We start from the raw sequence: 26,214 nt of genomic DNA on the forward strand, positions 1-26,214 counted from the left end.
CGCTACTCGTCCTCCTGGTACGAGTGGCGCTGCTCGGTCCAGGGGTCGGCGAGGTTGTGATAGCCCCGCTCCTCCCAGAATCCGCGTCGGTCCTGGGGCATGTACTCGATGGCGCGCAGCCACTTCGGGCCCTTGTAGCCGTAGAGGTGCGGGACGACGAGGCGGAGTGGGAAGCCGTGCTCGGCGGTGAGGGTTTCACCGTTGTGGTGGGTGGCCATGAGGGTGCGGTCCGCGGCGAAGTCGTCGAGGCGCAGGTTGGCGTTGTAGCCGTACTCGGCCCATGCCATGACGTGGGTGACCCGCGGGTCGGGTGGCGCGAGCTTCAGGAGGACGGCGGCGGGCACACCGTAGAACTCGTGGCCGAGGGTCGTGGTGCCCGACGCACAGTGCAGGTCCGTGGTGATCGTGGCCGCGGGGAGCGCCATGACCTCGTCGAAGGTCCACGAGTACTTCTCACCGGTCGCGGTGGATCCGAAGACCTGGAGGTTCCAGCGGTCGGCGCGGAACCGGGGCACCGGGCCGTAGTGGGACACCGGCCACCCCTTCACCACGCGCTGCCCCGGAGGGACGGGCCCACTTCCCACCCCACACCTCCCTCTTCCGCCACGACGGCATCAATAGAAACAGCAACAGCTAGATCAAAGTGGCATTCGACCTTGCAGATGCTACCTCTCTCGCGCTGTTCACCTCTTGGATGATCACCTGTACGCATACCGGCCACGTGGGCTTGTTTCTGTGGGCTGATCCAGTAGCCGCACACATACGCACATTGATTCACTTGCGGTACCGGGACGGGGCGGAGGAGTGGCTCTCGCCGCCACGGGGACACACCGGCAGGAGGCCTCGTACGCCGTTCGCGGTTCGGCGCACGGGGCCTCCCAGGAATTCCGGGGCGCTGGACAGGCCCCATGACACGACATCCCGCCACCGGAGATGGTCTGGCATATGCGGCCAGGATGGGCACATCCTTGCGTGGATGCCAGCCACTGTGGCTGGATGGGCTCGAATGTAAGGAGTGGGCGATGGTCGTGGTCGTCGTACGGCAGACGTCCGCAGGGGTGCCGGCCGCGGTGGGCGGGGCGCTCGGCGCTGCGGGTCTCACCGCCCGGCTCGTCCCGCTCGACGGGGGCGAGCTGCCGCCCATCGATCTCGGCGTCGTCGAGGGTCTGATCATCCTGGCCGCCCCTCATCCCGCGGGCACCGGCGGGCCGACCCTGGTGCGGGATGCGCTCGCCGCGCAGGTGCCGGTCCTGGCCCTGGGGAGCGGCGCCGAGCTGCTGGCCGAGGTGGCCGCCACGGGTTCCGGCCCCGAGGGGCCCGCGGTCGAGCTGACTCCGGCCGCGAGCACCGACCCGCTCTTCGCGGGACCCCTGCCCGCGGCCCTGCGTCCGCACCCCGCACCGGCTTCCCTGCCGCCCGGCGCCGTCGTCCTTGCCACCGCCCGGGACCACCCCGCCCAGGCATTCCGCCTCGGCGGCAGCGCCTGGGGAGTGCGGTTCGCCGGAGCCCATGACAGCGAGGACGAAACCTGGACAGGCCAACTCCTTTTTCGCTTCGCCGAGTTGGTGGCCTCACGGGCCGAACACACCTCCACCCGGGCCTTTTTCACCCACCGGGCCGACACCTGGGAAGAGCGGTTCGCTTACCAGACTCCGGCCTACGAAGCCGCAGCCTCCCGCATGCAACTGAGGCCCGGTGCAACGGCGTTGGACCTCGGATGCGGCACCGGGCGGGCCATGCCCGCACTCCGGGAACAGGTCGGGGCTCACGGCCGCGTACTCGGCATCGACATCACACCGGCCATGCTGACGGCCGCCGCCCGGCACGGCCGAACCCGGCACGGACACCTGCTGGCGGCCGACTGCACCCGGCTCCCCGTGCCCCACCGTTCCGTACACGGGATCTTCTCGGCGGGGCTCCTCGACCACCTCCCCGACCCGCCCACCGCCCTCACCGAATGGGCCCGCGTCGCCGCGACCGACTGCGTGCTCCTGCTCTTCCACCCCTCCGGCCGCGCGGAACGGGCGGCCCGGCACGGCCGCCCCCTCGACCCCGGCGACCTCCTCGCGGAGCACAACCTGCGCCCTGCCCTGGAGGCGACCGGCTGGAGCCTGGACGAGTACGAGGACGCCCCCGGCCACTTCCTGGCCCACGCCACCCTCGCCGGGTAGCCGACATCCGGGCAGCTGGATAACCCGGCAGCAGGCCCGGGCGGCCGGGGGAATCAGGCCCAGAACCTTGTCGCCAACTCCAACAACTACTGCTCACATACACAGCACTTTGGGCCATCAACCAAGCATATGCCAAGAAATTGTCGAATTTCAGCCGCAGATGCAGGATGGTGCACAACGGTGTTCCGCGGAGGAGGTGCCCGGCGAACTGCCAACCGGAGGCGTCGAGTGCGCGAGATCCCCTCTCCCTCCTGCTCATTCCTGCTCACAAAGCGAGGTAGGTACCTCATGACCACACGCACCCAGGACGGCAGCGCCGGCGACGTCGACTACGGCTCGATCGGCGCCGGATACTCCTCCTACCGCCGTCCGGACGAGCGGATCGCCCGCTTCATCGCCGAGGCCCTGGGCGGCGCCGAGACGGTTCTCAACGTCGGCGCGGGCGCGGGGTCGTACGAGAACGCGGCACAGGCCGTGACGGCGGTCGAGCCCTCGGAGTCGATGCGCGCCCAGCGGCCCGCCCGGCTCGCCCGCGCCATCGACGCCGTCGCCGAGGAACTCCCCTTCACCGACGGCGAGTTCGAGGCGGCGATGACGCTGTTCAGCGTGCACCAGTGGTCCGACGTCCGGGCCGGGCTGCGCGAGATGCGGCGCGTGACGCGGGGCCCCGTGGTCATCCTGACCTGCGACCCCGTGCTCGTACGGGACTTCTGGCTGTACCGGTACGCGCCCGAGGTCCTCGACACCGAGGCCCGCCGCTACCCCACCGTCGAGGAACTGACGGCCGCACTGGGCGACACCGGCACCGTGCAGACCGTACCCATCCCGCTGGACTGCACCGACGGATTCAACGAGGCCTACTACGGGCGTCCGGAATATCTCCTCGACCCGGCCGCCCGCCAGGCCTGCTCCGCCTGGAGCTTCGTCGACGACGGGGTCCGCGAGCGCTTCGACACCGAGTTGCGGCGCGATCTCGAATCCGGCGCGTGGGACGAGGAGTTCGGCCACCTGCGCCGTCAGGCGACGTATGAAGGCTCGCTCGTGATCGTGCGCGCCACGCCGTAAACACGGCGAGCGGAAGAACGAGAGGAAGAAGAAGTGGACGCCGCCATGGCAGTACCCGACCGGATGGACGAACGGCTGCGTGCCCTGGGGCTCGTGGAGGGGCAGCGAATGGCTGAGGCCCTGTTCGCCGAGGTGGCTGCCCGGGGGCTTATCGCGCCGGGCTTCAGCGAGCGCGAACTGAGCGACCTTATCGACGACTTGGCACGGTCAATGTCCCGTTCGGTCGCGGGTCGGCCCCGGCCCCGCGTGCGGTCGGGGCCGCACTCCCTTCTGCCCTGCGGACAGGAGCCGCCTGCGGACCGGGTCATCGGCGAGGACGACCTCGTGGTCGTCGACCTCGGCCCGGCCCCGTCCGGCTACGGAACTGCCTTCGCCCGTACGGTCGCCGTCGGCGGGGACCCCGACAAGCGCCGACTCGCCGAGGACCTGCGGATGATCTTCGAGGCCGGACGCGAGGCGTTCCACGCTCAACGCACCCTGACCGCACGGCAGTTGTACGGCGAGGTCCAGACCCTCGCCGCCAAGGCCGGCTGGGCCCTGGGCGGACGGCACGTCGGCCACCTGGCGGCAGCGACACCGGCCGCGCGGGACGACGCGTACATCGGCCCGGACAACGACCGTCCCCTGCGCCGCACCACCGAGGGCGGGTGGCAGGCCCATTGGGTCCTGGAGATCCACCTGGTGGACGAACACCGGGGCCATGGGGGTTCGTTCAAGGGTCTGCTCGACCTGGCGTGAGCTCGGTGTCGGCCGTCAGGTCGCCATCGCCTCCTGGATCCTGCCCAACTCCCTTCCTACTTGTTCGGCCCCCGGAAGCGGCCGAAGGCCTTCGTGATGGCGCCGAGCGGCGATGCGTCCGTCTTGACCGGCCTCGGCCCGGGCAGCCGGGGCACACCGTCGCCGCCGGTCGCCTCGGCGAGCGCGGCGTGCGCCGCCTCGGCGGCCTCCCGGTACAGGTCTCGGGAGTTGGTCATCACTTCGAGCTCCTCGGCGTACTTGGCGACCATGGCCCGGGCGTGGACCAGTTCCTCGTCCGGGGTGAGCAGGTGCCAGCCGAGGCGCAGCCGCCTGAGGGCGGGCTCCGCGTCGGCAGGCAGGGGTTGCGGGAGGGCGGCGAACTCCCTGATCCTGTCGAGGAGTTCGGTGGGTTCCGAGCCGTCCAGGAAGACGGTGCGCACGGTGTAGCGATCGGCGTCGTACCACGAGCTCGGGGGCGCCGTGGGCAGGACGACGGCGCCGCCGCGGGGCATGCGCACGCTCAGCTCCCGCTTCATGGCGAAGTCGGCGATCTGCGCCTGCTCGGGCGTGCCCCGGTGCTCGACCACCCGGTGCCGCAGGCTCGGCGGCAGGAACGTCGAGACCGGCCGCTGCCCCATCACGTCCGGCGTCATGGCCTCGTGCACCACGATGTGGATGAACCAGCTCTGCCGGGTGCAGTCCCGCAGCAAGTGGCGCAGTTCGTCGTCGTCCTTCGGCAGGTGGTTCGTGGTCCGCAGCCGAAGGCCCGGCAGGGTGTCGTGGTCCCAGGCGATCTGGTCGCTGTCCGGCCAGAACATGGTGGCGGGCGAGGGCCAGTTCACGTCCCAGGCCCGTTCCGCCTCGGCGGCCAGGATCCAGGTGACTCCCTCGTCTCCCTTGCGGCGGGCCTCGGGTTCGTACGTGGTCAGCTGGGCGCGCACGGTGACGTCGTCGGCCACGCGCCAGCGGGCCTCGAAGAGACGGCGGGCCGAGGGGCCGGGGTCGGCGGCCTCGTCCCGCGGGTACAGGGCGGTGGAGCGGGCCGCCTCGACGGGGTCGAGGTCCAGGAAGTCGTCGAGCACCCCGGCCGCCTTGAGGGCGATCAGGTTGCGCCGGACGTCCCGCTCGGGCTCGGGCCCGAGGTGGCGCCCGCGCCCCAGCCACGCGGTGTCGGGGACGGTGGTCGAGGAGGTGCTGTTCTTGGCCATGGAGTCGTTCTGTAGGTGATCGGGGCCCGACCAGTATGCTCTGTGGCCCTCCGGATGCAATCGGCACCAGGTCCACGACTTCGCCGCGATGCCTGGGCATACATAGAGGTAGAGGTCGAATGGGACGCCACGTCGCGCCGGCGCGGGGGTAACGCGGTGGGCACCCTGGGGTGCGGCCTCCTGCGGGCCAGGCCGCTCGGCCTTCGCCGGTGACCCATGATCGCGCTCAACGGCCGACCGTGCCAGGACCGTCAGGACCGTAGCGGCATACCCTCGGCACGGCCGGCACAAGGACCCTGAAAGCAGAACCCACCCCATGAGACTCACCCTCGACGGAGGCTGGACCGCGACGACGACGACGGGCGACCCGGCAACCAGGCTGCTGCTCACCCAATGCCTCGACCTGGTCACCACGCCGCTACTCGACGCGACGAGGGACCGGAACCCGGCCGCCCTGGCACGGCGGGTGGCATCGGCCCCGGCGAAATTGGCCCGTCCGGCATCGGTGAGCCGGATGTGCACCGAGCGCGCATCGTCCGGCGCGGGTGCGCGGCCGACCAGCCCGCGCGCCTGCAGCGCGTCGATCACGCGGGACACCTGACCGCGGCTGAGCAGCGTCTTGGCACCCAGGACCGACGCTTTGCCGGGATCGTGGCAAGAACTGCCACTTCGATGCCCACAGGGCGGACATCCCCGCACCTCGCAGGGTTGGCCAGACATCGCGGTACGCGACACCGTACGGCCCCACCATGGTGTGACACACCATCACCAACCATCAGGGAGTGGCAGTGGACGCGAACCGATTCGCCGACAAGGTCGTGGTCGTCACCGGTGCCGGGTCCGGCATCGGCGCCGCCACCACGCATCGCCTCGCCCGCGAGGGCGCCACGGTCATCGCGGTCGGGCGGACCGAGGACAAGCTGAAGAGCACCGCGGCGGGCGCCCCGGCCGGGTCGGCGATCGTCACGCGCGTAGCGGACGTGTCCGACGAGGCGGCGACGACGTCACTCATCGCGGAGGTGGCCGAGGAATACGGTCGCCTCGACGTGCTGGTCAACAACGCGGGCCTCGGCATGCCCGGGACCGTCGAAAACACCGACACCGCCGTCTGGCGCCAGGTCTTCGCAGTGAATGTCGACGGCGTCTTCTTCGCCTCCAGGGCGGCGCTGCCGCATCTGCGCCGCGTCGGGGGCTGCATCGTCAACGTCGGCTCGGTGTCCGGGCTCGGCGCCGACTGGGGACTCGCCCCGTACAACGCCGCCAAAGGGGCGCTGGTCAACCTGACCAACGCCATGGCGCTCGACCACGGTCACGAGGGCGTACGGGTCAATGCCGTACACCCGAGTCTCACCCGCACCCCGATGGCAGCGCCCATCATCGAGAACGAGGCCGCGCTCGCCGCGTTCCTCCAGCGGATCCCCTTGCAGCGCCCCGCCGAGCCGGACGAAGTGGCCGATGTCATCGCCTTCTTGGCGAGTGCGGACGCCCGTTTCGTCAACGGCGCCCACATTCCCGTCGACGGTGGGCTCGGTGCCTCCAACGGTCAGCCGCGCATGTTCTGATCCCCCGGCACCGACGGAGCGAGGACCGCGGCCGCCACGTGGTCGCGGAACCAACTGTGGCCGGGATCAGCGGAGTTACGGGGATGCCAGGCAAGCCCCAGGTCGATGGGCGCCACGTCCAGGGGGATGGGAAAGGTGCGCAGCCCCAGCGCGGCGGTCGTGCCGGGGAGCCAGCCTGCCAGGGTGAGGGCGACGAGGTCGGTGTCCCGGGCAAGGATCATCGCGGCGGTGTGGCTGGGGGCGACGACCGCCACGCGGCGCTGCAGCCCGCGCTCGGCGAGGGCCTGGTCGATGGGACCGCGGCGTTTGCCGTGCCGGGAGATGCCTATGTGGTCGGCGGCGGCGAACCGGCGGGCGTCGATGAGCTTCTCGAAGAGGGGATGCCCGGCACGAGCGATCCCCACCAGCTGTTTCTGTGTGATGTGCCGGGTGCGGATCTCCGGCTCCAGGTGGTCGAGGACGCCGAGCTCGACGTCCACCGTGCCCTGGCGCAGCGCGGGCCCGTCCTCCAGCGCCTCGGGCAGGAACACCACGTCCACGTGCGGGGCCGCCGCCCGGATCCGGTCGGTCAAAGGGCAAGCGACGCCCGCCAGGATCAGGTCGGTCGCCTGCACGGTGAAGGTGCGCTGGAGGTGGACGGCCTCGAATCCGGCACCCGGCCGCAGCACGTTGTCGCAGCCGCGCAGCAACGCACTGACCTCCTCGCGGAGTTCGAGGGCTCTGGGGGTGGGGACCATGCCCTGGCCGGCGCGGACCAGGAGCGGATCGCCCACCGCACGGCGCAGCCGGGCCAGGCTGCGGCTGACCGCCGCGGGCGACGTGCCGAGGCGCTCGGCGGCGCGGCTCACACTGTTCTCCTGGAGCAAGGCGTCCAGGACACGTAGCAGATTGAGATCCATGAGGCGCTCCTGAGCTGTGCTTTTACGCTGCAGTCAATGATGGTGTGCCAATTCTTGCATTGCTGGCGGGTCTTTACGGGCGGAGAGTGGAGATGTCCGCGAACACCGCGGACCGACCAACCACCCGTCATGCAAAGGAAATTGGCCATGCCACAGTCCCCCCGTGCCGGTCGAGAAGGCGATGTGCTGGCCGTGGTCAGCCAGAGCGGGCCCTCGGTCTCGTTCTTCGACGCAGCCTCCGACCAGTACCTCGGCTCCCTCGAAACCATCGCCCAGCCACACGAGTTGTGCTTCGATCCGACCCAGCGGCTGCTGTGGTGCTCGATCACGTACAGCTCGGGCTTCTACGGCGCGAACGGCGGCCCGCGCACCCAGCTCACGGCCATCGACCCGGACACCCGCAGCATCGTCGAGGTCGTCGACCTCGCCCCCGAACTCGCCCCGCACGGCCTCGCGCTGGATACGGCGCGCGGCCGCCTGTACGTCACCGTGGAGGGCTCGGCCGACCGGACCGGTGGCGTCCTGGCCATCGACACGCGGACCCGTCGGCCCGTCGGCCGGATCGACGCCGGCACACCGGGCCCGCACTGGGTCGCCATAGACGCGGCCGGAAGAACGGGTTACGTCACCAGCAAGGAAGCGCGGTTCGTGTCGGCCCTCGATCTCGAACGGGGCGTACTCACCGCGAAGGTCGAGGTGCCGGGCAGTGAGGGGATCGCCGTCTCCCCCGACGGAACGCATGCCTTCGTCGCCGCGCCGTTCCTGGGAGGCGCCGGCTCAACCACCCCTGGAATAAAGGTCATTGACATCACGACGGCGTCGGTGGTCGACACCCTGCCGCTGGAGGACGCCGCCATGCCGGTGCACCTCACCTCTACGGGACGGCTGCTCGCGGGCGAGGTACGCGTGGAGAACGACCCGGCGTCCGGCGGCAGCCGTATGGCACCCGGCCGCCTCACGGTGTTCTCGGCCGACACCCACAAGCGGCTGGGCGACGTCGAGGTGGGGCTCTGCCCGCTGACCATCACCTCGTCCCCCGACGGCCGGCTCGCCTACGTGGCCTGCCACGCCTCGTCCACCGTCGACGTCGTCGACCTGGAGACGCTCAAGACCCTGAACCGCATCGACCACGCCGCGCTGGGCGAGTCGGGCGCCCACGGCCTGGCCTACATCCCCCGCCGAGCCTGACACCCAGAGGGGCAAGTCCCCCTGTTGAGGCCCTGGTTGGAGGCTTCCCGCTCCGGCATTGAAGCAGGTCCCCCGGACACCATGTCCGGGGGACCTGTCAGGTGTTTCCCCCGAAGCAGCCGTACAGGCCCACTCCGCCTACTTCTTGGCCTTCTTCTTCGCCTTCTTCTCAGCTCGGGTCTTCAGAGGCTTCTTCTTGGTGTCCTTCTTGGAGTCCTGCCCCTTCGCCATGTGCAACTCCGTTCGTCGCCCTGCGAGCCGATGACGGCTCGACGCTAGCCGTCCCCCGCCAGGCCCAGCCAGCCATCCGCACGCCAATCGCAGTGCCGCTCCGGCTCAAGCACCCGACTCCGCAGAACCGGACACCCCGCCGGAACGCGCCGTCCAGCGTGGCCGGATTCCGTCGCTGGCCCGCCAAACATCCCGCGGGCGCGATCATCGTATCGAGCTAATGTCCCCGGCTTTCCTTGGTCCAGGGGGCGAACCGGCCGTTAGTGTCCTTCTGGCTCTGGACGGATTCCCGTTCGTATACCCCGTTTTCCCTCTGCTTGCCCGGCGGCGTCCCCGTACGTCCGTCACCGCCCTGACCAAGGAGAGCTCGCCCGATGACCGTTGATTCGAGCCCCGACACTCGACTGGAGCCGCCACGGCAGTCCAGCCTGGGCACGGCGGCCGCTCGCAACCTTGCCACCACGACCAAGTCCGCCCCGCAGATGCAGGAGATCTCCGATCGCTGGCTGCTGCGGATGCTCCCCTGGGTGGAGACCAAGGGCGGGGTCTACCGGGTGAACCGGCGCCTCACCTACACCGTCGGCGACGGGCGGGTGGAGTTCGTCCAGGACGGCGCCGACGTCCGGGTGATCCCCCGTGAACTGGGGGAACTGGCCCTGCTGCGCGGCTTCGACGACGTGGAGGTGCTGACCGCCATCGCCGGTCGCTGCGTCCAGCGCGACTTCGAGGTCGGCGAGACGCTGGTCGAGCGCGGCGCGCCCGCGGACCGGCTCCACCTCATCGCCCACGGCCGCATCAGCCAGACCTCCGTCGGCGGGTACGGCGACGAGCTCGCCCTGGACGTGCTCGGCGACGGCGACCGGTTCGGCGAGCACGCCCTCCTCGACGAGGACGCCCGGTGGGAGCACACCGCCACCGCCGAGACCTCGGGCACCCTGCTCACCCTGTCCCGCGCCGACCTCGCGGCCGTACTGTCCGCGGCACCGGGCCTGCGGGACCACGTCGAACGCTTCAAGTCGCTCCCCCGCCGGCGGCAGAACCACCGCGGCGAGGCGGAGATCGCGATGTCCGCCGGTCACCACGGCGAGCACGGCCTGCCCGGCGCGTTCGTCGACTACGAACTCGAGCCGCGCGAGTACGAGCTCTCGGCCGCGCAGACCATTCTGCGGGTCCACACGAGGGTCGCCGACCTCTTCAACGGGCCGATGAACCAGACCAAGGAGCAACTCAGGCTGACCATCGAGGCGTTGCGCGAGCGCCAGGAGCACGAGCTGATCAACAACCGGGAGTTCGGCCTGCTCCACAACGCCGATTTCAAGCAGCGCATCCAGCCGCGATCGGGCCCGCCGACCCCGGACGACATGGACGAGCTGCTCTGCCGCCGGCGCGGTTCCAAGTTCTACCTGGCGCACCCCTTGGCGATCGCGGCGATCGGGCGCGAGTTCAACGCGCGCGGCCTCTGCCCGGACCAGGTCGACCTCGGCGGGCAGCGGGTCCAGGCCTGGCGCGGGGTCCCGATCCTGCCCTGCGACAAGATCCCCATCACCCAACAGAAGACCAGCTCGATCCTCATCATGCGTACCGGCGAGGACAACCAGGGCGTCATCGGACTGCACCAGACCGGTCTGCCGGACGAGTACGAACCGGGTCTGTCGGTCCGCTTCATGGGCCTCGACGAGCAGGCGATCACCTCCTACCTCGTCAGCACCTATTACTCCGCCGCCATCCTCGTGCCGGACGCGGTCGGCGTCCTGGAGAACGTGCAGATCGCCCGCTGGCCCAGCTAGCAGACCCTGACCGCCCGGCATGGCGCCGCCCTCTTCCGGGGCGGTCGCGCATGCCCGGAACACCCCGGGGCAGCCGCCCACCCCACCAAGGAGCCATGGATGCCCGCGCCTGAGCCGACACCGCCGCAGTCGAGCCTGCCCGAGGCCGCTGCCCACTTCGGGGCGTACGTCCTCGCCGACGCCGCGGCCCGTGCCCGCGACATCACGGCCGCCACCGGCGGCCCACCAGGAGCGCCCGCCTTGCCCGCCCCATCGGCTGAAGTACCGGCACCGAGCGTCGGTCTGGAACGGGTGCTGCGCGGCCCCACCGGCCTGGGCACGGCGGGCCTGCGTCTGACCCTGCCGGAGGAGCCGCCGACGCCGGCGGCTGCACAGGGCACGCCGATCCCGGGCCTCTACCACCACCCGGTGCCCGAGCCCGACCCGGTGCGGGTCGAGGAGGTCGGCCGCCGGATCAAGTCCTGGGCACTGGACGAGGTTTCGCTGTATCCCGACGACTGGGAGGAGGAGTTCGACGGCTTCGCCATCGGCCGCTACATGGTCGGCTGCCATCCGGACGCGCCCACCGTCGACCACCTGATGCTCGCCGCCCGCCTGATGGTGGCGGAGAACGCGGTGGACGACTGCTACTGCGAGGACCACGGCGGCTCCCCCATCGGCCTCGGCGAACGCCTTCTGCTCGCCCACACCGCCCTCGACCCCCTGCACACGACGCGGGAGTACCAGCCGGAGTGGGCCAAGTCGCTCCACTCCGACGCGCCGCGGCGCGCGTACCGCTCGGCCATGGAGTACTTCGCCCAGACGGCGACCGCCTCGCAGACCGACCGGTTCCGGCACGACATGGCTCGGCTGCACATGGGCTACCTCGCCGAGGCCGCGTGGGCCCAGCAGGACCACGTACCCGAGGTGTGGGAGTACCTGGCGATGCGTCAGTTCAACAACTTCCGCCCCTGCCCCACCATCACCGACACCGTCGGCGGCTACGAACTGCCGGCGGACCTGCACGCGCAACCCGCCATGCAGAAGGTCATCGCGCTCGCGGGCAACGCGACGACCATCGTGAACGACCTGTACTCGTACACCAAGGAACTCGACGCTCCCGGACGGCACTTGAACCTGCCGGTCGTGATCGCCGAACGTGAGGGCCTCTCCGACCGGGACGCCTATCTGAAGTCGGTCGAGGTCCACAACGACCTCATGCACGACTTCGAGACCGAAGCCGCGGCCCTGGCCGCCGACTGCCCCGTCCCAAGTGTGCAGCGCTTCCTGCGAGGCGTGGCCACGTGGGTCGACGGCAATCACCACTGGCACCGAACGAACACCTATCGCTACAGCCTGCCGGACTTCTGGTAGGAAGAATGGACTCATCTGTGACCAGCACCGAACTCACCGCCACCGACGCCTCCGTCTTCATCCCCAACCCGGCGACTCCCTATCAGGGGGACATCGCCCGGTACTGGGACGGCGAGGCCAGGCCCGTGAACCTGCGGCTCGGCGATGTCGACGGTCTCTATCACCACCACTACGGCATCGGTGAGGTCGACCATGCCGCGCTCGGCGACGCCGACGACAGCGAGAGCGAGAAGAAGCTGATCACCGAGCTCCACCGGCTGGAGTCGGCGCAGGCCGATCTCCTCCTGGAGCACCTGGGTGAGATCGGGCGGGACGACACCCTGGTGGACGCCGGCTGCGGCCGGGGCGGCTCGATGGTGATGGCGCACCAGCGCTTCGGGTGCAAGGTCGAGGGTGTCACCCTGTCGGCCAAGCAGGCCGAGTTCGCCAACCGGCGCGCGGGCGAACTCCGCATCCAGGACCACGTCCGCGCCCGCGTCTGCAACATGCTCTCCACGCCGTTCGAGACCGGGCAGGCCGCGGCCTCGTGGAACAACGAGTCGAGCATGTATGTCGACCTGCACGACCTCTTCGCCGAGCACTCCCGCATCCTCAAGGTCGGCGGTCGCTATGTGACCATCACCGGCTGCTGGAACCCGCGGTACGGCCAGCCCTCGAAGTGGGTCTCACAGATCAACGCGCACTTCGAGTGCAACATCCACTCGCGGCGCGAGTACCTGCGCGCGTTTGCCGACAACCGCCTCGTCCCGCAGGCTGTCATCGACCTCACCCCCGACACCCTGCCGTACTGGGAGCTGCGGGCCACGTCGTCACTGGTCACGGGCATCGAGGAGGCGTTCATCAACTCGTACCGGGACGGCTCGTTCCAGTACGTCCTGATCGCGGCCGACCGAGTCTGACCGCCTGCTGACCGGGGAGGCCGCGTTCCGGGGCCCGGCCTCCCCGGGACGCGGCCGAGGCATTCAACTGGCCGCTGATGAGCGGTAGTTGACTCACACATCCCGGCCGCCGTGCGCGTCCCGGGTGAACACCCACAGCACGAGCCCGAGGCAGCTGAACGCGGCACCCAGTGCGCATACGGCGCCCCAGCCGGCCACCGTGTAGAGGGAGGTCGCAGCGATGGCACCGACGGCGCTGCCGACCGAGTAGAAGACCATGTATCCGCCGATCAGGCGGCTGCCCGCGTCCGGGTGCAGCGCGTAGATCAGGGTCTGGTTGGTGACGTGGACCGCCTGCACGGCGAGGTCGAGCAGGACCACCCCGACGACCAGCGCCCCTGGCGAACTGCGGGTGAAGGCCAGGGGCAGCCACGAGGCGGCGAGCAACGCCAGGGCGATGCCGGTGGTCCGCCGGGAGAGTCCACGGTCGTTCAGGCGGCCCGCCAAGGTGGCGGCCAGGGCGCCGGCGACACCGATCAGCCCCAGCGCGCCGATCGCCCTGTGGGACCAGAAGTACGGGGCCTCGCTGAGCGGCAGGGCGACGCTGCTCCACAGCGTGCTGAAGGCGGCGAAGATCAGCAGACCGAACAGGGCCCGGAGCCGCAGCAGTCGTTCCCGCCCGAACAGGGTGATCGTGGAGCGCAGGAGCTGTCCGTAGCGCGGGGTTGCCGGCGCCGCGTCGTTGGCCCGCGGCAGTACCCGGTACAGGACCAGAGCGAGCAGACCTGTGAGCGACGCCGAGGCCAGATAGACGGAGCGCCAGCCCGCGAGATCGGCCATGAGGCCCGATGCGGTGCGGGCGAGCAGGATTCCGACGACCACGCCGCTGGTGACGAGACCGACGACCCGTCCGCGACCGGCGGGAGGCGCCAGTGAGGCCGCGAAGGCCACCAGCGTCTGCGTGACGACCGCGAGCAGCCCCGTCGCAGCCATGCCCGCGAGCAGGAGCGCCGCCGTGCGGGCGGTGGCCACCACCACCAACGCCCCGACCAGGAGCATCAGTTGGGCCACGACGAGTCGCCTGCGGTCGGTCACGTCGCCCAGCGGCACGAGAAAGAAAAGCCCGAGGCCGTATCCGACATGCGTGAGGGTGACCACGCTGCCGACAAGTCCCGGGCTCATGGCGAGGTCCTGACCCATCGTCACCAGGAGCGGCTGCGAGAAGTAGACGTTCGCGACCGCGGCCCCGCAGGCGACGGCGAACAGCATGACGACGCCACGAGGCAGGACCGATGCGGGACTTTCCCCGGGCGGGGCCTCGGCCTGTCGCGTCACAGCCTCACAGTTGCCGGGCATCGGCAGACCTCCCCTATCTGGTTTCATCTTGCTACCAGTTGGACGGTAACGGTCTTGGTAGCATGTTGCAACCAACTTGAGAGCGAGGGACGCCATGGTGACCAGGACACGCTTCGACGACAGCGAATGCCCCGTTGCCCGGTCGGTGGACGCGATCGGCGACTGGTGGTCCCTGCTGATCGTGCGGGACGCCTTCGACGGGAGCCGGCGCTTCGGGGAGTTCCAGCGCAGCCTCGGCGTGGCGAAGAACATCCTCACCACCCGGCTGCGCGCCCTGGTCGAGGGCGGCGTGCTCGAAACCGTCCCCGCTTCGGACGGCAGCGCCTACCGCGAGTACGCACTGACCCCGAAGGGCAAGGCGCTCTTCCCCGTCATCGTGGCGCTGCGACAGTGGGGCGAACAGAACTTCTTCGCCCCGGGCGAACCGCACTCACGGCTGGTCGACAGTCGGCAGGGACATCCCCTCCGCCTGGAGGTGCGGTCTGCGGATGGGCGGCGCCTGAGCCCGGAGGACACCACCGTCCACAAGGTCTCTACCTCATGATCTGATGTGTGGTCAGGCCTCAACTGTCTCAATTATGCGACCTGTACGGGGAGTTGATGGACCAGAGTGTGATTCTGCGTCGCCTGACCTTCAACTCATTGAACGGGACCTCCTGTTACGTCGAGACCCAGGAGGTCACCGCCTCGGCTGGAGCGGTGCCGGTGTGCGTTTGGCGGCGTAGCTCACGATGGCCGTTTCGACGTGGGTGATGCCCAGGCCGGTCAAGTCGTGGGAGAGGAAGCCGTAGAGGGCTGTCAGGTCCGGGAAGTAGGCGGCCGCGTGCAGGTTCGAGGGGCCCGATGTCGCGAACGCGCCGTGTACCGAGGGGTGGCCGGCCAGCGCCTGACCGGCGGCGGCCAGGTGGTCGGGGGCCACGTGCAGCAGGAGTTTGGCCTCGATGGGCAGCCCCAGGCGGCGGGGCTCGACCAGGACCTGAGCGGATCGCTCGCCCTCGATCGCTGCGCGCGATGGCCCGGGTCTGCACGAGGACAACACGGGGACAAGTCGCCAGGGGCTCACCGCTTGGCGTCGTCGCCCGGCTCCTCGGCGGGGGCGGCCCGACGGAGGCGGCGCAATGTGAGAGCGAAAGCCACTGCCGAACCGCCGAAGAGCACTGCGGTGATCGCCAGCCATCGGCCGAGGTAGACGTGTTCGGTCAGGCGCGTGGCACCTTCGTAGGGGGCCGCCAGATCGAGGATGAGGGGGAACCACACGAGGAGCAGCACGCCGGACAGGAAGGTGGGTACGCGCAGGTAGTTGATCCACGGCACCCCCGGCACGCGGCCGGCGCGGTGCCGCAGTACGGACTGGGCCGAGAGATCGGCGAGCGAGTACAGCGGTAGCAGGATCAGGTCGTGGAGGATCGCCGCTCCCACGAACCAGACCGCCACATCGAGCGGCCGGACCGCGAACAGCCGCACCAGCGCGTAGCCGGTGAGCGCGAACGAGCAGATCAGCACGAGGAGATGGAGGGGCCCGGAGCCGTACCAGCGGCCGAAGCGTGCCATGGGCAGTCAGGTCCTGAAGGTAAGCCGGCCCACCCACTTGGTGTTGTTCACGCCGGGGTTGGCCGGGACGATGACGCGGGCCGGGTAGCCGTGGTCGAGTGAGAGATCCGCCCCGTTGACGCACAGGGCGAGCAGGGCCCGGGGGTCGTGGATCTGGTTGCCCCGCAGGACCACCGAGCTGTAGGGGCCGGACGGTTGCACGGATTCCACCAGGACGCTTCCCGCGTCGGGCAGTCCGGACATGGCGGCGAGGTCGGTGAGGCGCAGGCCGCTCCAGTGCTGGTCGGCGGTGGACCACCCTTCCACACAGGCGATCGGCAGCGCGGCCGCGTACTGACCCATCGTCAGAAGTTGCTCGCGCGTGAGGATCAGCGCCGGTCCACGGCCGTTCACCTCCAGCCGCCAGCTCGGGCCGACGTGGGACGGGGAGATCCCGACGGCGGCGGCCGTCTTGTTGATCTGGAAGCCGTTGGGCCCGCTGCCGGGGTCACGGTTGTGGGGCGCGAGAAGGGCGGTGCTGCGCAGCCGGCCGCCGATGCTCTGTCCGGCGGTCACCACCAGCAGGAGCAGTGACCCCGCCCCCACCATCCCCACCGCACCGCGGCGCGACATCGTCGGCGCCGCGGGCGCTGCCGGTACCAGGCCGTCCGGGTCGGGGGGCTCGGGCCGGGTGTCGGCCACGCCGGTGCGCAGTTCGGCGGCCGGATCGCGGGAGCCGAGGGCACGCGTCATCCGACCGAGCCGGAGTGCCACATGGACCACGAACGCGGCGATGAACACCCAGGCACCGTAGAAGTGCAGGGTGTAGAAGGAGCCCGGGAAGACGTAGTAGAGCTGGATGTTGAGAATTCCGGTCACGAACTCGAAGATGACCCCGCCCACCAGCATCAGCAGCGAGAGCCGCTCCAGGCCGTGAGCGACGGTGCGGACCGGAAGCCACTCGAACAGCTTCGGGATGACCGACCACAGCTTGGCAAGAAGGACCGGCACGAGAACCACGCCGAGCGTGACGTGCACACCCTGAGTCAGCCGGTAGAGCCAGTAGGGGTGCGTGGGCCAGTCGAAGAGATAGAAGCCCAGCAGTCCCTTGGTGGGGGTCTGGTCGTTGAGCGGGCCCAGGTCGGGGTTGTAGGCGGCGTACGAGAGCATCCCGGTGACGAAGAGCACCGGAATGCCGAGAAGGAGCAGCAGGCCGAACACCGACGTCAGCCAGGGGCCGCGGATCGGACTGCGCCAGAATCCGGGACGGAAGGGTCCCGGAGGCGGAGGCGTCCGGCCGATCCGCTGTGCCATCGCCCGGGTTACTTCCGCGGCCGCAGCCGCACGGGCTGCCATCGCGGCGCCGATCCGTTCGAGACGCCCGGGCTCAGGCGCCTCGTCCGGCGGCGAGCGCCTCGGCCCACCGGACGGACCGGAGGCCGGCGGCCGTCCGCCACTGTCCATCAGCCATCTCCTCCGTGTCGGGGCAGACCCTCAAGGACGAGCGTTCGACCGCAACGATGTCTTCCGAGTCTTCCGACACTCAACCAGTGAAACCACCACAAAACGGCATTGGTCGGCCGACTGTCCGCCCGTGTCGTGGTGCTCCCTGCTCCCTGCACCCGGATACCCGTGTGGCCGCACGCAGCCGACCGCCCCGGCAACACCGGGGCCATGACCTGCGTTCCCTCACCCCGACCGACGACGAAGCCGCCGTAACAACGGGTCACACCCACAGGACAAGGAAACGGGCCGTCATCGAGCGGCCCTGCGATAGCGGCTGAGGACGACGGCGCCAACCTGTTCCGCCGACACACACTCCAGATGCGCCCACCGGCCGCCCGCGGGGAAGAGCCGGTCACCGGTGCCGAGGACGGTGGGGAAGGTCAGCAGCCGGTACTCGTCGATCAGGTCCTCGGCCATGAGCCGGTGTACGAGGCTGAGGCTGCCGATGACGACCACATCGCGCGGTTCCTGCTTGACCGCGTCGATGACGTCGCCGTCCAGGATCGTCGAGTTCGCCCAGGCCGCGCTGTCCGCGTCGCTCAGCGTGCGGGAGGCGACCAGTTTCGGGACGGCGTTCATGCGCGCGGCGAACGGGCCCTCACGTCCCGGCCACAGCCGCGAGAAGATCTGCCAGGTGGTGCGCCCGAACAGCAGCACGCCGTCGTCCAGCGTGCGTCCGAGCCGGAACCTGTCCCCGTCGATCGCTTCACGGCCGTGCCGCAGCGCCCAGCCGCCCAGCGGCGTCCCCTCCGAACCGGTGGGGTCGGTCACGATCCCGTCCAGGGTGATGAATCCGATCACGATGATGCTCATGGCGATGGTCCTCTCGCTCGGGCCGAATGCTCACCGGTACATACCGGCGGCCTCCGCCCGGCTCATCGCTCCGGCGCGAAATTCCCGGCGGTAGTCTGCCGCGGCAGCTCGAAGGCGTCGAAGACGGCCGGATCGGCGAAGACGACGTTGCGCGCCACCAGCCCGTCGGTGACGGTGAGCACCTGGAGGGTGTGCAGCCGGTGCCCTCCGCCGGTCTCCGGCGCGTACGCCGCCAGCGCCGGCTGTCCGTTCGCGGTGAGTTCCCGTACGGCCCAGCCGATGCCACGCATCCGGAAGACACGCTCCATGAACAGGGCATAGTCTCTGCTGCCCCGGAACCAGAGGGGAACCGGCGGCATCTCCAGGACCGCGTCCTCAGCCAGCAACCGCACCAGCGCGGGCACATCGGCAGCCTCGAAGGCCCGCGCATACCGCTGCGCCACGGCCCGCACCTCAGGATCGCCCGGCTCGCGGAACTCCCCCGCGTCGCCTGCGCCCGCGAGGGTGGCACGGGCGCGTTGCAGTGCGCTGTTGACCGCGGCCACCGTGGTCCCCAACTGCCCGGCGACCTCGGCCGCCGAGAACTCCAGCACCTCGCGCAGCACGAGTACGGCGCGCTGTCGCGCCGGCAGAACCTGCGTGGCCGCCACCCAGGCGAGCCGCAGATCGGCTCGCACCTCCACGTCGAACCGCGCGTCGGGAAACGGCTCCAGCCAGGGGACGTCGAGCGCCGGTGTGAGCGGCGCCCCCGGATCGTCGCTCGGTGCCCCCAGTCCGGACGGCAGCGGACGCCGCGCGCGCCCTTGGAGCGCGGTCAGGCACACATTGGTCGCGATCCGGTACAGCCAGGTCCGCACCGACGCGCGCGCCGGGTCGTACCGGTCGCGGGCCTTCCAGGCGCGCAGCAGCGTCTCCTGCACCAAGTCCTCGGCCTCGTGGTACGAACCCAGCATCCGGTAGCAGAACGCCAGCAACTCACCCCGGTACGGCTCGAATTCCACCCGCTCATCATGCCGCACGCCGTCGATGCGAAGCCCTGGCACGGCGAGACCGCTGCTGTGGGGGCCGGGTGGCCGGTAGGCCGGATGGGCCACTCGCATCGCGGACCGGCCTGGTTCGGCTTCGCATGGGAAGGAGCCGCGTGCCACCGCCGCGGGACCTTCCCTCCGACAGGACGAGCCATGCAGACCTGGTACCTGCGCACCATCTACGCCACCGGCGACCCGGCCAAACTCGACGGTGTCCTCGACGCCCTCCGCAGCGAGGCCCCGGGGCTCCTCGCCGAGAACCCTGGCTACCACCGTTTCGGGCTGTTCGCGGACCGCGAGATCGGCAAGATCCTCATGGGTTCGTGGTGGGAGAGCGAGAGCGCCCGGGCGGAGAGCGACACGCGGCTGCGCGAGCGACGCCTGGAGCTGCTCGCGCCCTTCGCGGACACCGTGACCGCCGACGACTGGGAGGCCGTGTCGTACACACCCGCGCCCAAGGTGGCGCCGGGCATGTGGATGCGGGCCGGGTACGTGGAGTTCGACCCCGCCGACGCGGCCGTGTACGGGCAGACGTTCGAGGAGCTGGGCCGCCCCCAGCTGGAGGCCCTCGACGGTGCGGTCAGCGCGACGCTCTTCCTGAACGCTGCGGAGGGGCGCGCACACGTCGGCGCGATGTTCCGCGACAAGGCCGCGCTGATCGCCTCGCGGGGGCCGCAGTCGGCCATCCGCGGCAAGTCCCTCAAGAAAATGAACGCGAGGCTGCGGAGTCTGGAGGAGTTCGAGCTGATCATGGCGCACCGGCCGCAGGCTTAGGGGAGTCCTTCGACCTCGATGACGGAGTTGACCTTGCTGGGAGGGCCCATTCCGACCCCGTTGTAGACCGCGAGCCAGCCGGCCGCGAAGCGGTCGCCACGTGTGAAGACCGCTGCCCCTCGTCGGCCCGTCGAGGGATCTTCGGGGTCCGAGTGCGGGTGGTCCAGGCGGGTCGGTGTGCCGTCCGCCGTGTACCGGGCCGTCGTCGCACCGTTCCACAGGCAGATCACCGCCCCGTGCGGGGCGTCGACGCTCAGGGAGCAGGAGTGTGGGGTGAACGCGGTGCCGGTGGCACGTTGCTTCAGCAGGGCCCGGTAGCGCTCCGGCGAGAGCGCACTCTCGCGGGGCGGAGTGGCGCCCGTCCAGTCGGGGGCGCTCACACCCCGGTCCCGCGCCGCCCGCCATAGGCGGGGGACAAGTCGGGTGGCGAGCTGCGGCGTGGCCATGCGCCCGCACATCCACAGCAGCCGACCGGCACCGCGGCCCGGCCCCAGTGCCCGCCAGCGGATGCGCTCGGCGAGGTCCGCGGCCACGACGGCCGCCCAGGGGTGGACGGTGCCCAGCTCGCCCTGGGCTCCCAGCCAGGCCAGGTAGCGCTGAGCCTCGTCCAGGATGTTGGTCAGGCTGTCGGCCGGGATCCCGAGCACGTACCCGCCGCGGGCGGCGAACAGCCGCGGGCTCCTGGCGACCAACAGCAGTACGGCGTGGGCCAGTTCGCCCGGCAGCAGCCCCGTGCCCTTGTCCGGCGGGCTCTGGTCGTGCCCCATCCCTTCCGCATGTCCCCGATGGTGGAGCACCCGCCGCAGCGTGGCGCGCGCACGGTCGTTGAAAGCCGCCTCCGCCAGTTCAGGGAGCTGCCTGCTGAGCAGCTCGGTGAGGCGGAGCTCGGCGTCATCCGGTTCGTCGGGTACCGGTAACCCTCTTACGCCTTCGGCCAGTTCGTGTGCGAGTTCGGCGTCGACCATGAAGCGACTGGTCAGTGTGCCCAGATCGGTGGCTTCCAGGAACTCCTCACTCCGAGGTCCCGCGGCGATACGCAGGAATCGCGCCTCCGCCAGGTAGCGCGCGGCGTCATGGAGCGGCTCGACACTGTCGTGCCCCTGCTGGAACGCGAACGTGTCGGTCCACCAGTCCTCGGCCTCCGTCATCGAGCCCACGCGGCCCTGCACCACTTCGGCGAGAAGGTGGTCGGGCAGCCGGTCGCCGATGCGGGAGCGCACGGTGTAGCCCGCGGCCATCCGAGCCTGCCACTCGGGGCGTTCGGTCTCGTCCGCCAGCAGGAAGGCCCAGCCTTCGCGTTCTCCTGCCCCGATACGCCCGGCGCGGCCGAACATCTGCTGCACCATGGACACTTCGATCCGGTTCCGGCCCAGTCGGACGTCACGTACAACGACGGCGCGAGCGGGGAGGTTCACTCCTGCTGCCACGGTGGACGTCGCGACCAGGACATCGATCTCGCGGTCCCGGAAAGCCCGTTCGGCGTCGCGTTTGAACGGCCAGTCGCGATAGTGCAGCCCCACACCGGCGCTGCTGCACAGACGCTCGACGAGTTCCGTGTCGTCGGTGTCGACACCGCGGGTCGGCACACCCCGGTCGGCCGCAAGGGCGAGTGCCGTGGCCCGAACCCCACGTTTGCTGCTGCAGAAGACCAGCACGCTGCCGTCCTCGTCGGTGAAGGTCCGGACGAGCCGCACGGCCGCTTCCGTACGCGCGACGACGGCCTGCGTGGACCGTGCGCCGTCCCTGGGCGCCGCAAGCATGGGGATCTGCCAGGTCAGCCGGGTGGGCCGCCACGAGGTCCGAATCAGCCGGGCACTCAGCCATGCGGCGACCTGGTCGGCGTTGGCCACGGTCGCCGAGAGCCCGACGATGCGGGTCTGGGCGCTGTCCTCGCGCACCCGGGTGAGGACGGCCTCCAGCACGGCGCCACGCCCCGGGTCGCCGAGCAGGTGGATCTCGTCGACGACCAGACAACCGACCTCGGCGAGGGCATCGCCCAGGGATCCGTTCCGGCAGATCGCCTCGAACTTCTCGGTAGTGGCGACCCAGACGTCGGCCTCGCGGATCAGCTCGGTGTCGACGGCGTACTCTCCCGTGAGCCGGACGACCTTCAGTCCGTGCCGCCGCCAGTTCTCCAGTTCGCGGTCGAGTTCATCGGTCAGCGACCGCTGGGGAACGAGCCAGGCCGCCTTGCGCCCACGGGCATGCGCTCGCAGTGCGGCGACCATCCCGATCGGTGTCTTGCCCGCGCCGGTGGGAGCGACGACGATCAGATGGTCGTCGCTGTCCATCACCACCGGAACGGCGTGGGCCTGTGCGGGATTGAAGGTGGGATACGGCAGCAGACCGGCCCAGCCCTCGGGAACGAGGTCGGTCACCGGTACGTACGGCATGTCGGCAGCGGCCGGAAGGTCCTCCAGCGCGTCCCATTGAGCTTCGAACGCGTCCCGGGCCGCATAGGCCCCGGGGCCTGCGACAGGTGCGGGCGGCATCGCGGAACCATGGGCGGGGAACGCGTGGACGGGGTGGGCCACCAGCCCCGTCGGGGAACCGAAGTCGTTCACCGTGCCGACCTGTTCGGTCTCCATCCAGTGCCGGGCGCTGCGGAACGGTATGCCCCGAGCGGCCAGGTGCGTGCGCAGATCGTCGAAGGCGGGGCCCTCGGGGAGGATGACGCGGACGTCGTCAGCCCCCGGCACCACCTCCTCGGGCGGTCGCCAGGCCGGGTCGGTCACCTTGCACCACCTCAGGCGGCGCAGCTCGCTCTCCCTCGGCACCGGAAGGTCCCCGGGCCAGGCCGGCCCTGAGGAAGTGGCGATGACCCCGACCGGGGTGACGGTGACACCGGGCTGCACGGGACAGGGACCGAGGAGTGCCTCCTCGACGCTCGCCGCCTGCGGCAGTTCGGTCACCTTCAGCCGCGGAGCCGCGGTCTTCTTCGTCGTGGCCCGGGGCCACAGCTGGTCGTAGGTCTTCGCCCCGAGGTCGGCGAGCGTGTACGCCGCGGGGCAGACCGGGCAGACGACGGCCACGTATCGGTAGACCCGCCCGGCCGATTCGTACGGTCGGCGCAGTGCGTACAGCCGCCCGTCGCACTCGGGGCAACCCCGTGGCACTTCCTCCTCGTAGCTCCACCCCGGTTCGGTGAAGCGGGCGATGAGCCGCTCTCCCTCCAGCCTGACGCCCCAGCGTTCGCGCACGGCTTCCGCAACCGTCCGGCCGAACTCGGCCGTCTCCCCCACTGGTCCCCCCCTCGGTCGGCCCGGCTGATCGCGTAGGTCAATCGACGATGCTGCCCGGGTGGCAACGGCCATGATCCCATCCGGGCCGGATCGCGTAGCCGCAATAGCAGAGTTCACCCCGGGCGGGCTTGCCCTCGGAGCGACCGCGAGCGCGTCCACCGGCGTCCCCGCCTGCTCCCGGCTCAGGGACAGGGCATGCTCATGTAAAGGGCCTGCTCGCCGTCGGAGGCGGTGTCGGCGTACAGGGTCGTGTCCAGTCCGCAGAAGGCGAAGCCCATGCGCCGGTATGCGTGGATCGCCGGGGCATTGACGTTGGTGACCTCCAGCCAGACGTGCCCGGCACCGCACTCCCGGGCGAACTCCACGGCGCGTCCCATCAAAGCGCGGCCCACACCCCGGCCCCGGTGCTGCGGGGCGATCTCGATGTCCTCGATGGTGAGTCGGCGGTTCCACGGGGAGTAGGAGACGGCGACGAAACCGGCGAGCTCGCCGTCGGTGCCGACGGCGACAAAGGTGCGGCTGCCAAAGTCGCCGTCGTGCTCACCGTCCTCGTCGCCGGCCGGCTCGTCGTCGGGGAAGACCTTGGTCAGCGGCGGGTCCACCGGGATCTCCCGGAGCGCGAACCCGTGCTGCGAGACGGAGACTTCGAAAACGGTGCTGGTCGTGAAGGAGCCGTCGAGGGCCCCGATGGCCTTGGTGTCCTCGGCCCGGGCCACGCGGAATTCGTACGCCGACTCGCCAGAAGTAATCATGGCAGGACGCTACGGTCGTACCGGTCGCGAAGGAACGGGTTTCGGCCGGTGGGGCCCGTAGCCAGTCGACCGGATGTCACCGCAGGTCAGCGCACCCTCCCCCGAGGCTTGAGCGGCACCGCCGGCAGCTCCGGGGCCGGGATCGGGGCGCCGTCGTAGCCCTTCACCTCGCCGAACCGCGAGCCCGTCATCCAGTCCGAACGGGCCTGCTGGATCTCCTCGTTGGAACGGCCGATCCAGTTCCAGAACATCACGATCTCCTCCTCGAACGGCTCGCCGCCCAGGAGCATCACGGCCGCGTCGGAGGTGGCTCGGAGGGGGAGTTCGGTGCGGCCGCAGCCCAGGTAGAGCATCGATCCGGGGAGGACCGGTACGTCGTCCACGTGGGCCTCGCCCGACATCGCGAGGACGGCGTACTCGAAGTCGGGGTTCAGGGGCAGCCGCGCTTCGGCGCCTGCCGTGAGGGACAGGTCCGCCCCGACGATCGGGGTGTACGTGCTGCCCGGTGACGCGGCGCCGTCGAGTTCGCCCAGGATGACCGTCGCGTCGATGCCGGGTGCGGTGACGTGCGGCAGGTCGGCGTGGTGCTGGAAGTGCGGCTCTACGTGGCGGTGGGCGTCGGGCAGGGCGACCCACAGCTGGGCTCCGTGCAGGAAGCGGCTGTGCGACTTGGGGGTTTCCTCCGAGTGGCTGATGGCCCGGCCCGAGGTCATCAGGCCGAGTTCCCGGGGGCGTACGGTCTGGAGGCTGCCCAGGCTGTCGCGGTGCAGCACCTCTCCCTGGTGCAGCCAGCTCACTGTTTGCAGACCCATGTGGGGGTGGGGTGCCACCTGCATGCCGGGTTCGTCGGCGATGTCGTCGGGGCCGTAGTGGTCGACGAAGGCCCAGGCGCCGACCATCCGGCGGCCGAGGTTCGGCAGCAGCCTGCGCACCTCGGTGGACTCGCCGAGCTGCACGGTGCGGGGCGAGAGAAGCTCGCGCACCGGCTCGGCCACGACGAAGCCGCGTCCGCCGCATACGGAGAGCGCGGGCTGGCGATCGAGATTGCTCATGCGGTCAACCTACTCGCTTCGGGCGCCTGTCCCCATGAACCTTGCAAAGCCGGTCAGTACGCGGCCCGCGCCCGGCAACCGCCCGTGTTTCAGCAGGTCAAGAAGTACCGCCGAGCGGAAGTGAGAGAGTGTGGATCCGGGACGTCGTCCCGACCCTTGCGCCCACCCTGTCCTTGCACGCCCTCACCCTTCCTTCCCTATCCGTGTCCTTCTGTCCCCCGCCTGTCCCCCAGCCACACGCCAGCGGACGGCCGGCGACCTGCCTCAACGACCTCCCGCCACTCGGGCTGGGTCGCGCTGCGAGTCGGCTTCTGGAGGCGTTGGGGGGACGAGCGTGAATCTCGGTTCCCTTGGTGTCGCTGGTGTGGGCTTGGTGTCTGGGTCAGAGGGGGTGTCAGGTGCCCTCCTGCGGGGCACTGAGCCTTTTCCAAGCTGGCGGTGCTGACCGCGAGTTGGACGGTCCTGCGCAACGACGAAGCTCCTGGTAGACGGGTTCTCGACCAAGATCGCCCGTGTCTGCCAGGAGCTGTACGGGTTCGGTCTGGCGACCGACGGCCCGTCGGTGATGCTGTGGGCATTCGGCTCGGACGTGGTGGAGCACTACGCCCGCCTCGTGCAGATCGAACTCGACCACCACCGCATCGTCGTCACCGACGCCGAGCAGGAACGCTGGTTTACCCGCGCCTGACCGGCTCCCGCTCCCCCATTCCGGCCCAGGACACGCCCTGCCCTCGGCCGGGGTGGCCAACCCTCCACGCTCCCGTAGCGACACCCCATCCTTCGTGAAAGGGCACCTCATCATGTCCGCCCGTCCTGGCAGGCCTCCGTTGCTGCCAACCTCCACTCAGATACAGATCATTGGCAAACTCGCTGAGGGCATGAGCACAACCAAAGCAACCGTCGAGCTGTCCCGCGCTGTCGGCACGATCAGCGCCGCGATGGCCAGCGCCCACCAGCCCATCGGGGTACGTCACCGGCACGCTCTCGTCCACGCCTGCTATGTCCTCGAACTGATCCCACGGCCCGATACCGCGCCGCCCTCGGGCAGAGCCGACGCCGGTGAGGATCTTGGTAAGCCCCG

24 protein-coding genes and 1 pseudogene are annotated in these 26,214 nt (G+C 70.2%); 12 read left to right on the forward strand and 13 right to left on the reverse strand.

Features of this window, described 5'->3' with window-relative positions; genetic code table 11:
* Positions 1-2: 2 nt before the first annotated feature.
* Entirely contained in the window at positions 3-584 is a 582-nt protein-coding gene (locus ACSHXC_RS02460) for a molybdopterin-dependent oxidoreductase (protein WP_438289923.1), read from the reverse strand.
* A 438-nt stretch (positions 585-1,022) separates the two neighbouring features.
* Here ACSHXC_RS02460 and ACSHXC_RS02465 point away from each other — a divergent pair, with 438 nt between their 5' ends.
* The 3 genes from ACSHXC_RS02465 (at position 1,023) to ACSHXC_RS02475 (ending at position 3,974) form a co-directional block, all read left to right on the forward strand.
* A complete protein-coding gene (locus ACSHXC_RS02465; RefSeq protein ID WP_438289924.1) occupies positions 1,023-2,171 on the forward strand; it encodes a methyltransferase domain-containing protein in 1,149 nt (382 codons plus the stop codon).
* 288 nt (positions 2,172-2,459) lie between these two features.
* The gene (locus ACSHXC_RS02470; protein ID WP_438289925.1) at positions 2,460-3,236 is read left to right on the forward strand and encodes a class I SAM-dependent methyltransferase; all 777 of its coding nucleotides are present in this window, start codon (positions 2,460-2,462) and stop codon (positions 3,234-3,236) included.
* A gap of 45 nt (positions 3,237-3,281) precedes the next feature.
* A complete protein-coding gene (locus tag ACSHXC_RS02475) occupies positions 3,282-3,974 on the forward strand; it encodes a M24 family metallopeptidase (RefSeq protein WP_438289926.1) in 693 nt (230 codons plus the stop codon).
* Between the two features lie 56 nt (positions 3,975-4,030).
* On the opposite strand, the gene ACSHXC_RS02480 is transcribed toward ACSHXC_RS02475, so the two are convergent.
* Complete coding sequence (locus tag ACSHXC_RS02480; protein ID WP_438296405.1) at positions 4,031-5,182, reverse strand: hypothetical protein; 1,152 nt, start codon at positions 5,180-5,182, stop codon at positions 4,031-4,033.
* A 316-nt stretch (positions 5,183-5,498) separates the two neighbouring features.
* Between ACSHXC_RS02480 and ACSHXC_RS02485 the strand changes: the two genes are divergently transcribed.
* Positions 5,499-5,783 carry a hypothetical protein gene (locus tag ACSHXC_RS02485; protein ID WP_438297097.1) on the forward strand — a complete coding sequence of 95 codons (285 nt, stop codon included), beginning with the start codon at positions 5,499-5,501 and terminating at the stop codon, positions 5,781-5,783.
* Here ACSHXC_RS02485 and ACSHXC_RS02490 read toward each other — a convergent pair.
* Positions 5,738-5,902, reverse strand: a pseudogene (locus ACSHXC_RS02490) (hypothetical protein); the annotation flags it as partial. The gene ACSHXC_RS02485 and the pseudogene ACSHXC_RS02490 sit on opposite strands and share 46 nt — an antisense overlap.
* Positions 5,903-5,970: 68 nt before the next feature.
* Between ACSHXC_RS02490 and ACSHXC_RS02495 the strand changes: the two are divergent.
* Complete coding sequence (locus tag ACSHXC_RS02495; RefSeq protein ID WP_438289927.1) at positions 5,971-6,744, forward strand: SDR family NAD(P)-dependent oxidoreductase; 774 nt, start codon at positions 5,971-5,973, stop codon at positions 6,742-6,744.
* Here ACSHXC_RS02495 and ACSHXC_RS02500 read toward each other — a convergent pair.
* A complete protein-coding gene (locus ACSHXC_RS02500) occupies positions 6,726-7,643 on the reverse strand; it encodes a LysR family transcriptional regulator (RefSeq protein WP_438289928.1) in 918 nt (305 codons plus the stop codon). The two genes, ACSHXC_RS02495 and ACSHXC_RS02500, sit on opposite strands and share 19 nt — an antisense overlap.
* 147 nt (positions 7,644-7,790) lie before the next feature.
* Between ACSHXC_RS02500 and ACSHXC_RS02505 the strand changes: the two genes are divergently transcribed.
* From ACSHXC_RS02505 to ACSHXC_RS02520, 4 genes are all read left to right on the forward strand, one after another.
* Entirely contained in the window at positions 7,791-8,831 is a 1,041-nt protein-coding gene (locus ACSHXC_RS02505) for a YncE family protein (RefSeq protein ID WP_438289929.1), read from the forward strand.
* 605 nt (positions 8,832-9,436) lie between these two features.
* Positions 9,437-10,849 carry a family 2B encapsulin nanocompartment shell protein gene (locus tag ACSHXC_RS02510; RefSeq protein WP_438289930.1) on the forward strand — a complete coding sequence of 471 codons (1,413 nt, stop codon included), beginning with the start codon at positions 9,437-9,439 and terminating at the stop codon, positions 10,847-10,849.
* A gap of 99 nt (positions 10,850-10,948) precedes the next feature.
* On the forward strand, positions 10,949-12,202 hold the full coding sequence (locus tag ACSHXC_RS02515; RefSeq protein WP_438289931.1) for a family 2 encapsulin nanocompartment cargo protein terpene cyclase: 1,254 nt from the start codon (positions 10,949-10,951) through the stop codon (positions 12,200-12,202).
* A 17-nt stretch (positions 12,203-12,219) separates the two neighbouring features.
* Positions 12,220-13,101, forward strand: a complete 882-nt coding sequence (locus ACSHXC_RS02520) for a geranyl diphosphate 2-C-methyltransferase (protein WP_438289932.1) — start codon at positions 12,220-12,222, stop codon at positions 13,099-13,101.
* Between the two features lie 93 nt (positions 13,102-13,194).
* Here the strand turns inward: ACSHXC_RS02520 and ACSHXC_RS02525 are convergent, their stop codons facing one another.
* Positions 13,195-14,436 (reverse strand): MFS transporter, encoded by a 1,242-nt coding sequence (locus ACSHXC_RS02525; protein WP_438289933.1) that lies wholly within the window; start codon positions 14,434-14,436, stop codon positions 13,195-13,197.
* A 94-nt stretch (positions 14,437-14,530) separates the two neighbouring features.
* Between ACSHXC_RS02525 and ACSHXC_RS02530 the strand changes: the two genes are divergently transcribed.
* Positions 14,531-14,980: a winged helix-turn-helix transcriptional regulator gene (locus tag ACSHXC_RS02530; RefSeq protein ID WP_438289934.1), complete on the forward strand. Its 450-nt coding sequence runs from the start codon at positions 14,531-14,533 to the stop codon at positions 14,978-14,980.
* 135 nt (positions 14,981-15,115) lie between these two features.
* On the opposite strand, the gene ACSHXC_RS02535 is transcribed toward ACSHXC_RS02530, so the two are convergent.
* The 5 genes from ACSHXC_RS02535 to ACSHXC_RS02555 all read right to left on the reverse strand — a co-directional run bounded on the left by ACSHXC_RS02535 (position 15,116) and on the right by ACSHXC_RS02555 (position 19,286).
* Positions 15,116-15,472: an Lrp/AsnC ligand binding domain-containing protein gene (locus ACSHXC_RS02535; RefSeq protein WP_438289935.1), complete on the reverse strand. Its 357-nt coding sequence runs from the start codon at positions 15,470-15,472 to the stop codon at positions 15,116-15,118.
* 23 nt (positions 15,473-15,495) lie between these two features.
* Positions 15,496-15,987 (reverse strand): hypothetical protein, encoded by a 492-nt coding sequence (locus ACSHXC_RS02540; protein ID WP_438289936.1) that lies wholly within the window; start codon positions 15,985-15,987, stop codon positions 15,496-15,498.
* A 6-nt stretch (positions 15,988-15,993) separates the two neighbouring features.
* Positions 15,994-17,280 (reverse strand): molybdopterin-dependent oxidoreductase, encoded by a 1,287-nt coding sequence (locus ACSHXC_RS02545; RefSeq protein WP_438289937.1) that lies wholly within the window; start codon positions 17,278-17,280, stop codon positions 15,994-15,996.
* Between the two features lie 441 nt (positions 17,281-17,721).
* Positions 17,722-18,285: a dihydrofolate reductase family protein gene (locus ACSHXC_RS02550; RefSeq protein ID WP_438289938.1), complete on the reverse strand. Its 564-nt coding sequence runs from the start codon at positions 18,283-18,285 to the stop codon at positions 17,722-17,724.
* A gap of 62 nt (positions 18,286-18,347) precedes the next feature.
* Complete coding sequence (locus tag ACSHXC_RS02555; protein WP_438289939.1) at positions 18,348-19,286, reverse strand: sigma-70 family RNA polymerase sigma factor; 939 nt, start codon at positions 19,284-19,286, stop codon at positions 18,348-18,350.
* A 180-nt stretch (positions 19,287-19,466) separates the two neighbouring features.
* On the opposite strand from ACSHXC_RS02555, the gene ACSHXC_RS02560 reads away from it, so the two are divergent.
* Positions 19,467-20,087: an antibiotic biosynthesis monooxygenase gene (locus ACSHXC_RS02560; protein WP_438289940.1), complete on the forward strand. Its 621-nt coding sequence runs from the start codon at positions 19,467-19,469 to the stop codon at positions 20,085-20,087.
* Here ACSHXC_RS02560 and ACSHXC_RS02565 read toward each other — a convergent pair.
* From ACSHXC_RS02565 to ACSHXC_RS02575, 3 genes are all read right to left on the reverse strand, one after another.
* Positions 20,084-23,329, reverse strand: coding sequence for a DEAD/DEAH box helicase (locus ACSHXC_RS02565; protein ID WP_438289941.1), 3,246 nt, complete (start codon positions 23,327-23,329; stop codon positions 20,084-20,086). The genes ACSHXC_RS02560 and ACSHXC_RS02565 overlap by 4 nt on opposite strands.
* Positions 23,330-23,511: 182 nt before the next feature.
* Positions 23,512-24,081, reverse strand: coding sequence for a GNAT family N-acetyltransferase (locus tag ACSHXC_RS02570; protein WP_438289942.1), 570 nt, complete (start codon positions 24,079-24,081; stop codon positions 23,512-23,514).
* An 86-nt stretch (positions 24,082-24,167) separates the two neighbouring features.
* Positions 24,168-25,133 (reverse strand): pirin family protein, encoded by a 966-nt coding sequence (locus ACSHXC_RS02575; protein ID WP_438289943.1) that lies wholly within the window; start codon positions 25,131-25,133, stop codon positions 24,168-24,170.
* 562 nt (positions 25,134-25,695) lie between these two features.
* Between ACSHXC_RS02575 and ACSHXC_RS02580 the strand changes: the two genes are divergently transcribed.
* The gene (locus tag ACSHXC_RS02580) at positions 25,696-25,821 is read left to right on the forward strand and encodes a hypothetical protein (RefSeq protein WP_438289944.1); all 126 of its coding nucleotides are present in this window, start codon (positions 25,696-25,698) and stop codon (positions 25,819-25,821) included.
* Positions 25,822-26,214 lie beyond the last annotated feature (393 nt).

This window comes from Streptomyces sp. HUAS TT7, assembly GCF_051550175.1.
In the GTDB taxonomy this organism is placed as follows: Bacteria; Actinomycetota; Actinomycetes; order Streptomycetales; family Streptomycetaceae; genus Streptomyces.

Bases quoted from the DNA above. Each gene is read 5' to 3' on its own strand.
- ACSHXC_RS02465 (WP_438289924.1), top strand. From the start codon at position 1,023: ATGGTCGTGGTCGTCGTACGGCAGACGTCCGCAGGGGTGCCGGCCGCG.
- ACSHXC_RS02470 (WP_438289925.1), top strand. From the start codon at position 2,460: ATGACCACACGCACCCAGGACGGCAGCGCCGGCGACGTCGACTACGGC.
- ACSHXC_RS02475 (WP_438289926.1), top strand. From the start codon at position 3,282: ATGGCAGTACCCGACCGGATGGACGAACGGCTGCGTGCCCTGGGGCTC.
- ACSHXC_RS02480 (WP_438296405.1), bottom strand. From the start codon at position 5,182: ATGGCCAAGAACAGCACCTCCTCGACCACCGTCCCCGACACCGCGTGG.
- ACSHXC_RS02485 (WP_438297097.1), top strand. From the start codon at position 5,499: ATGAGACTCACCCTCGACGGAGGCTGGACCGCGACGACGACGACGGGC.
- ACSHXC_RS02500 (WP_438289928.1), bottom strand. From the start codon at position 7,643: ATGGATCTCAATCTGCTACGTGTCCTGGACGCCTTGCTCCAGGAGAAC.
- ACSHXC_RS02505 (WP_438289929.1), top strand. From the start codon at position 7,791: ATGCCACAGTCCCCCCGTGCCGGTCGAGAAGGCGATGTGCTGGCCGTG.
- ACSHXC_RS02510 (WP_438289930.1), top strand. From the start codon at position 9,437: ATGACCGTTGATTCGAGCCCCGACACTCGACTGGAGCCGCCACGGCAG.
- ACSHXC_RS02515 (WP_438289931.1), top strand. From the start codon at position 10,949: ATGCCCGCGCCTGAGCCGACACCGCCGCAGTCGAGCCTGCCCGAGGCC.
- ACSHXC_RS02525 (WP_438289933.1), bottom strand. From the start codon at position 14,436: ATGCCCGGCAACTGTGAGGCTGTGACGCGACAGGCCGAGGCCCCGCCC.
- ACSHXC_RS02530 (WP_438289934.1), top strand. From the start codon at position 14,531: ATGGTGACCAGGACACGCTTCGACGACAGCGAATGCCCCGTTGCCCGG.
- ACSHXC_RS02540 (WP_438289936.1), bottom strand. From the start codon at position 15,987: ATGGCACGCTTCGGCCGCTGGTACGGCTCCGGGCCCCTCCATCTCCTC.
- ACSHXC_RS02545 (WP_438289937.1), bottom strand. From the start codon at position 17,280: ATGGCACAGCGGATCGGCCGGACGCCTCCGCCTCCGGGACCCTTCCGT.
- ACSHXC_RS02550 (WP_438289938.1), bottom strand. From the start codon at position 18,285: ATGAGCATCATCGTGATCGGATTCATCACCCTGGACGGGATCGTGACC.
- ACSHXC_RS02560 (WP_438289940.1), top strand. From the start codon at position 19,467: ATGCAGACCTGGTACCTGCGCACCATCTACGCCACCGGCGACCCGGCC.
- ACSHXC_RS02570 (WP_438289942.1), bottom strand. From the start codon at position 24,081: ATGATTACTTCTGGCGAGTCGGCGTACGAATTCCGCGTGGCCCGGGCC.
- ACSHXC_RS02575 (WP_438289943.1), bottom strand. From the start codon at position 25,133: ATGAGCAATCTCGATCGCCAGCCCGCGCTCTCCGTATGCGGCGGACGC.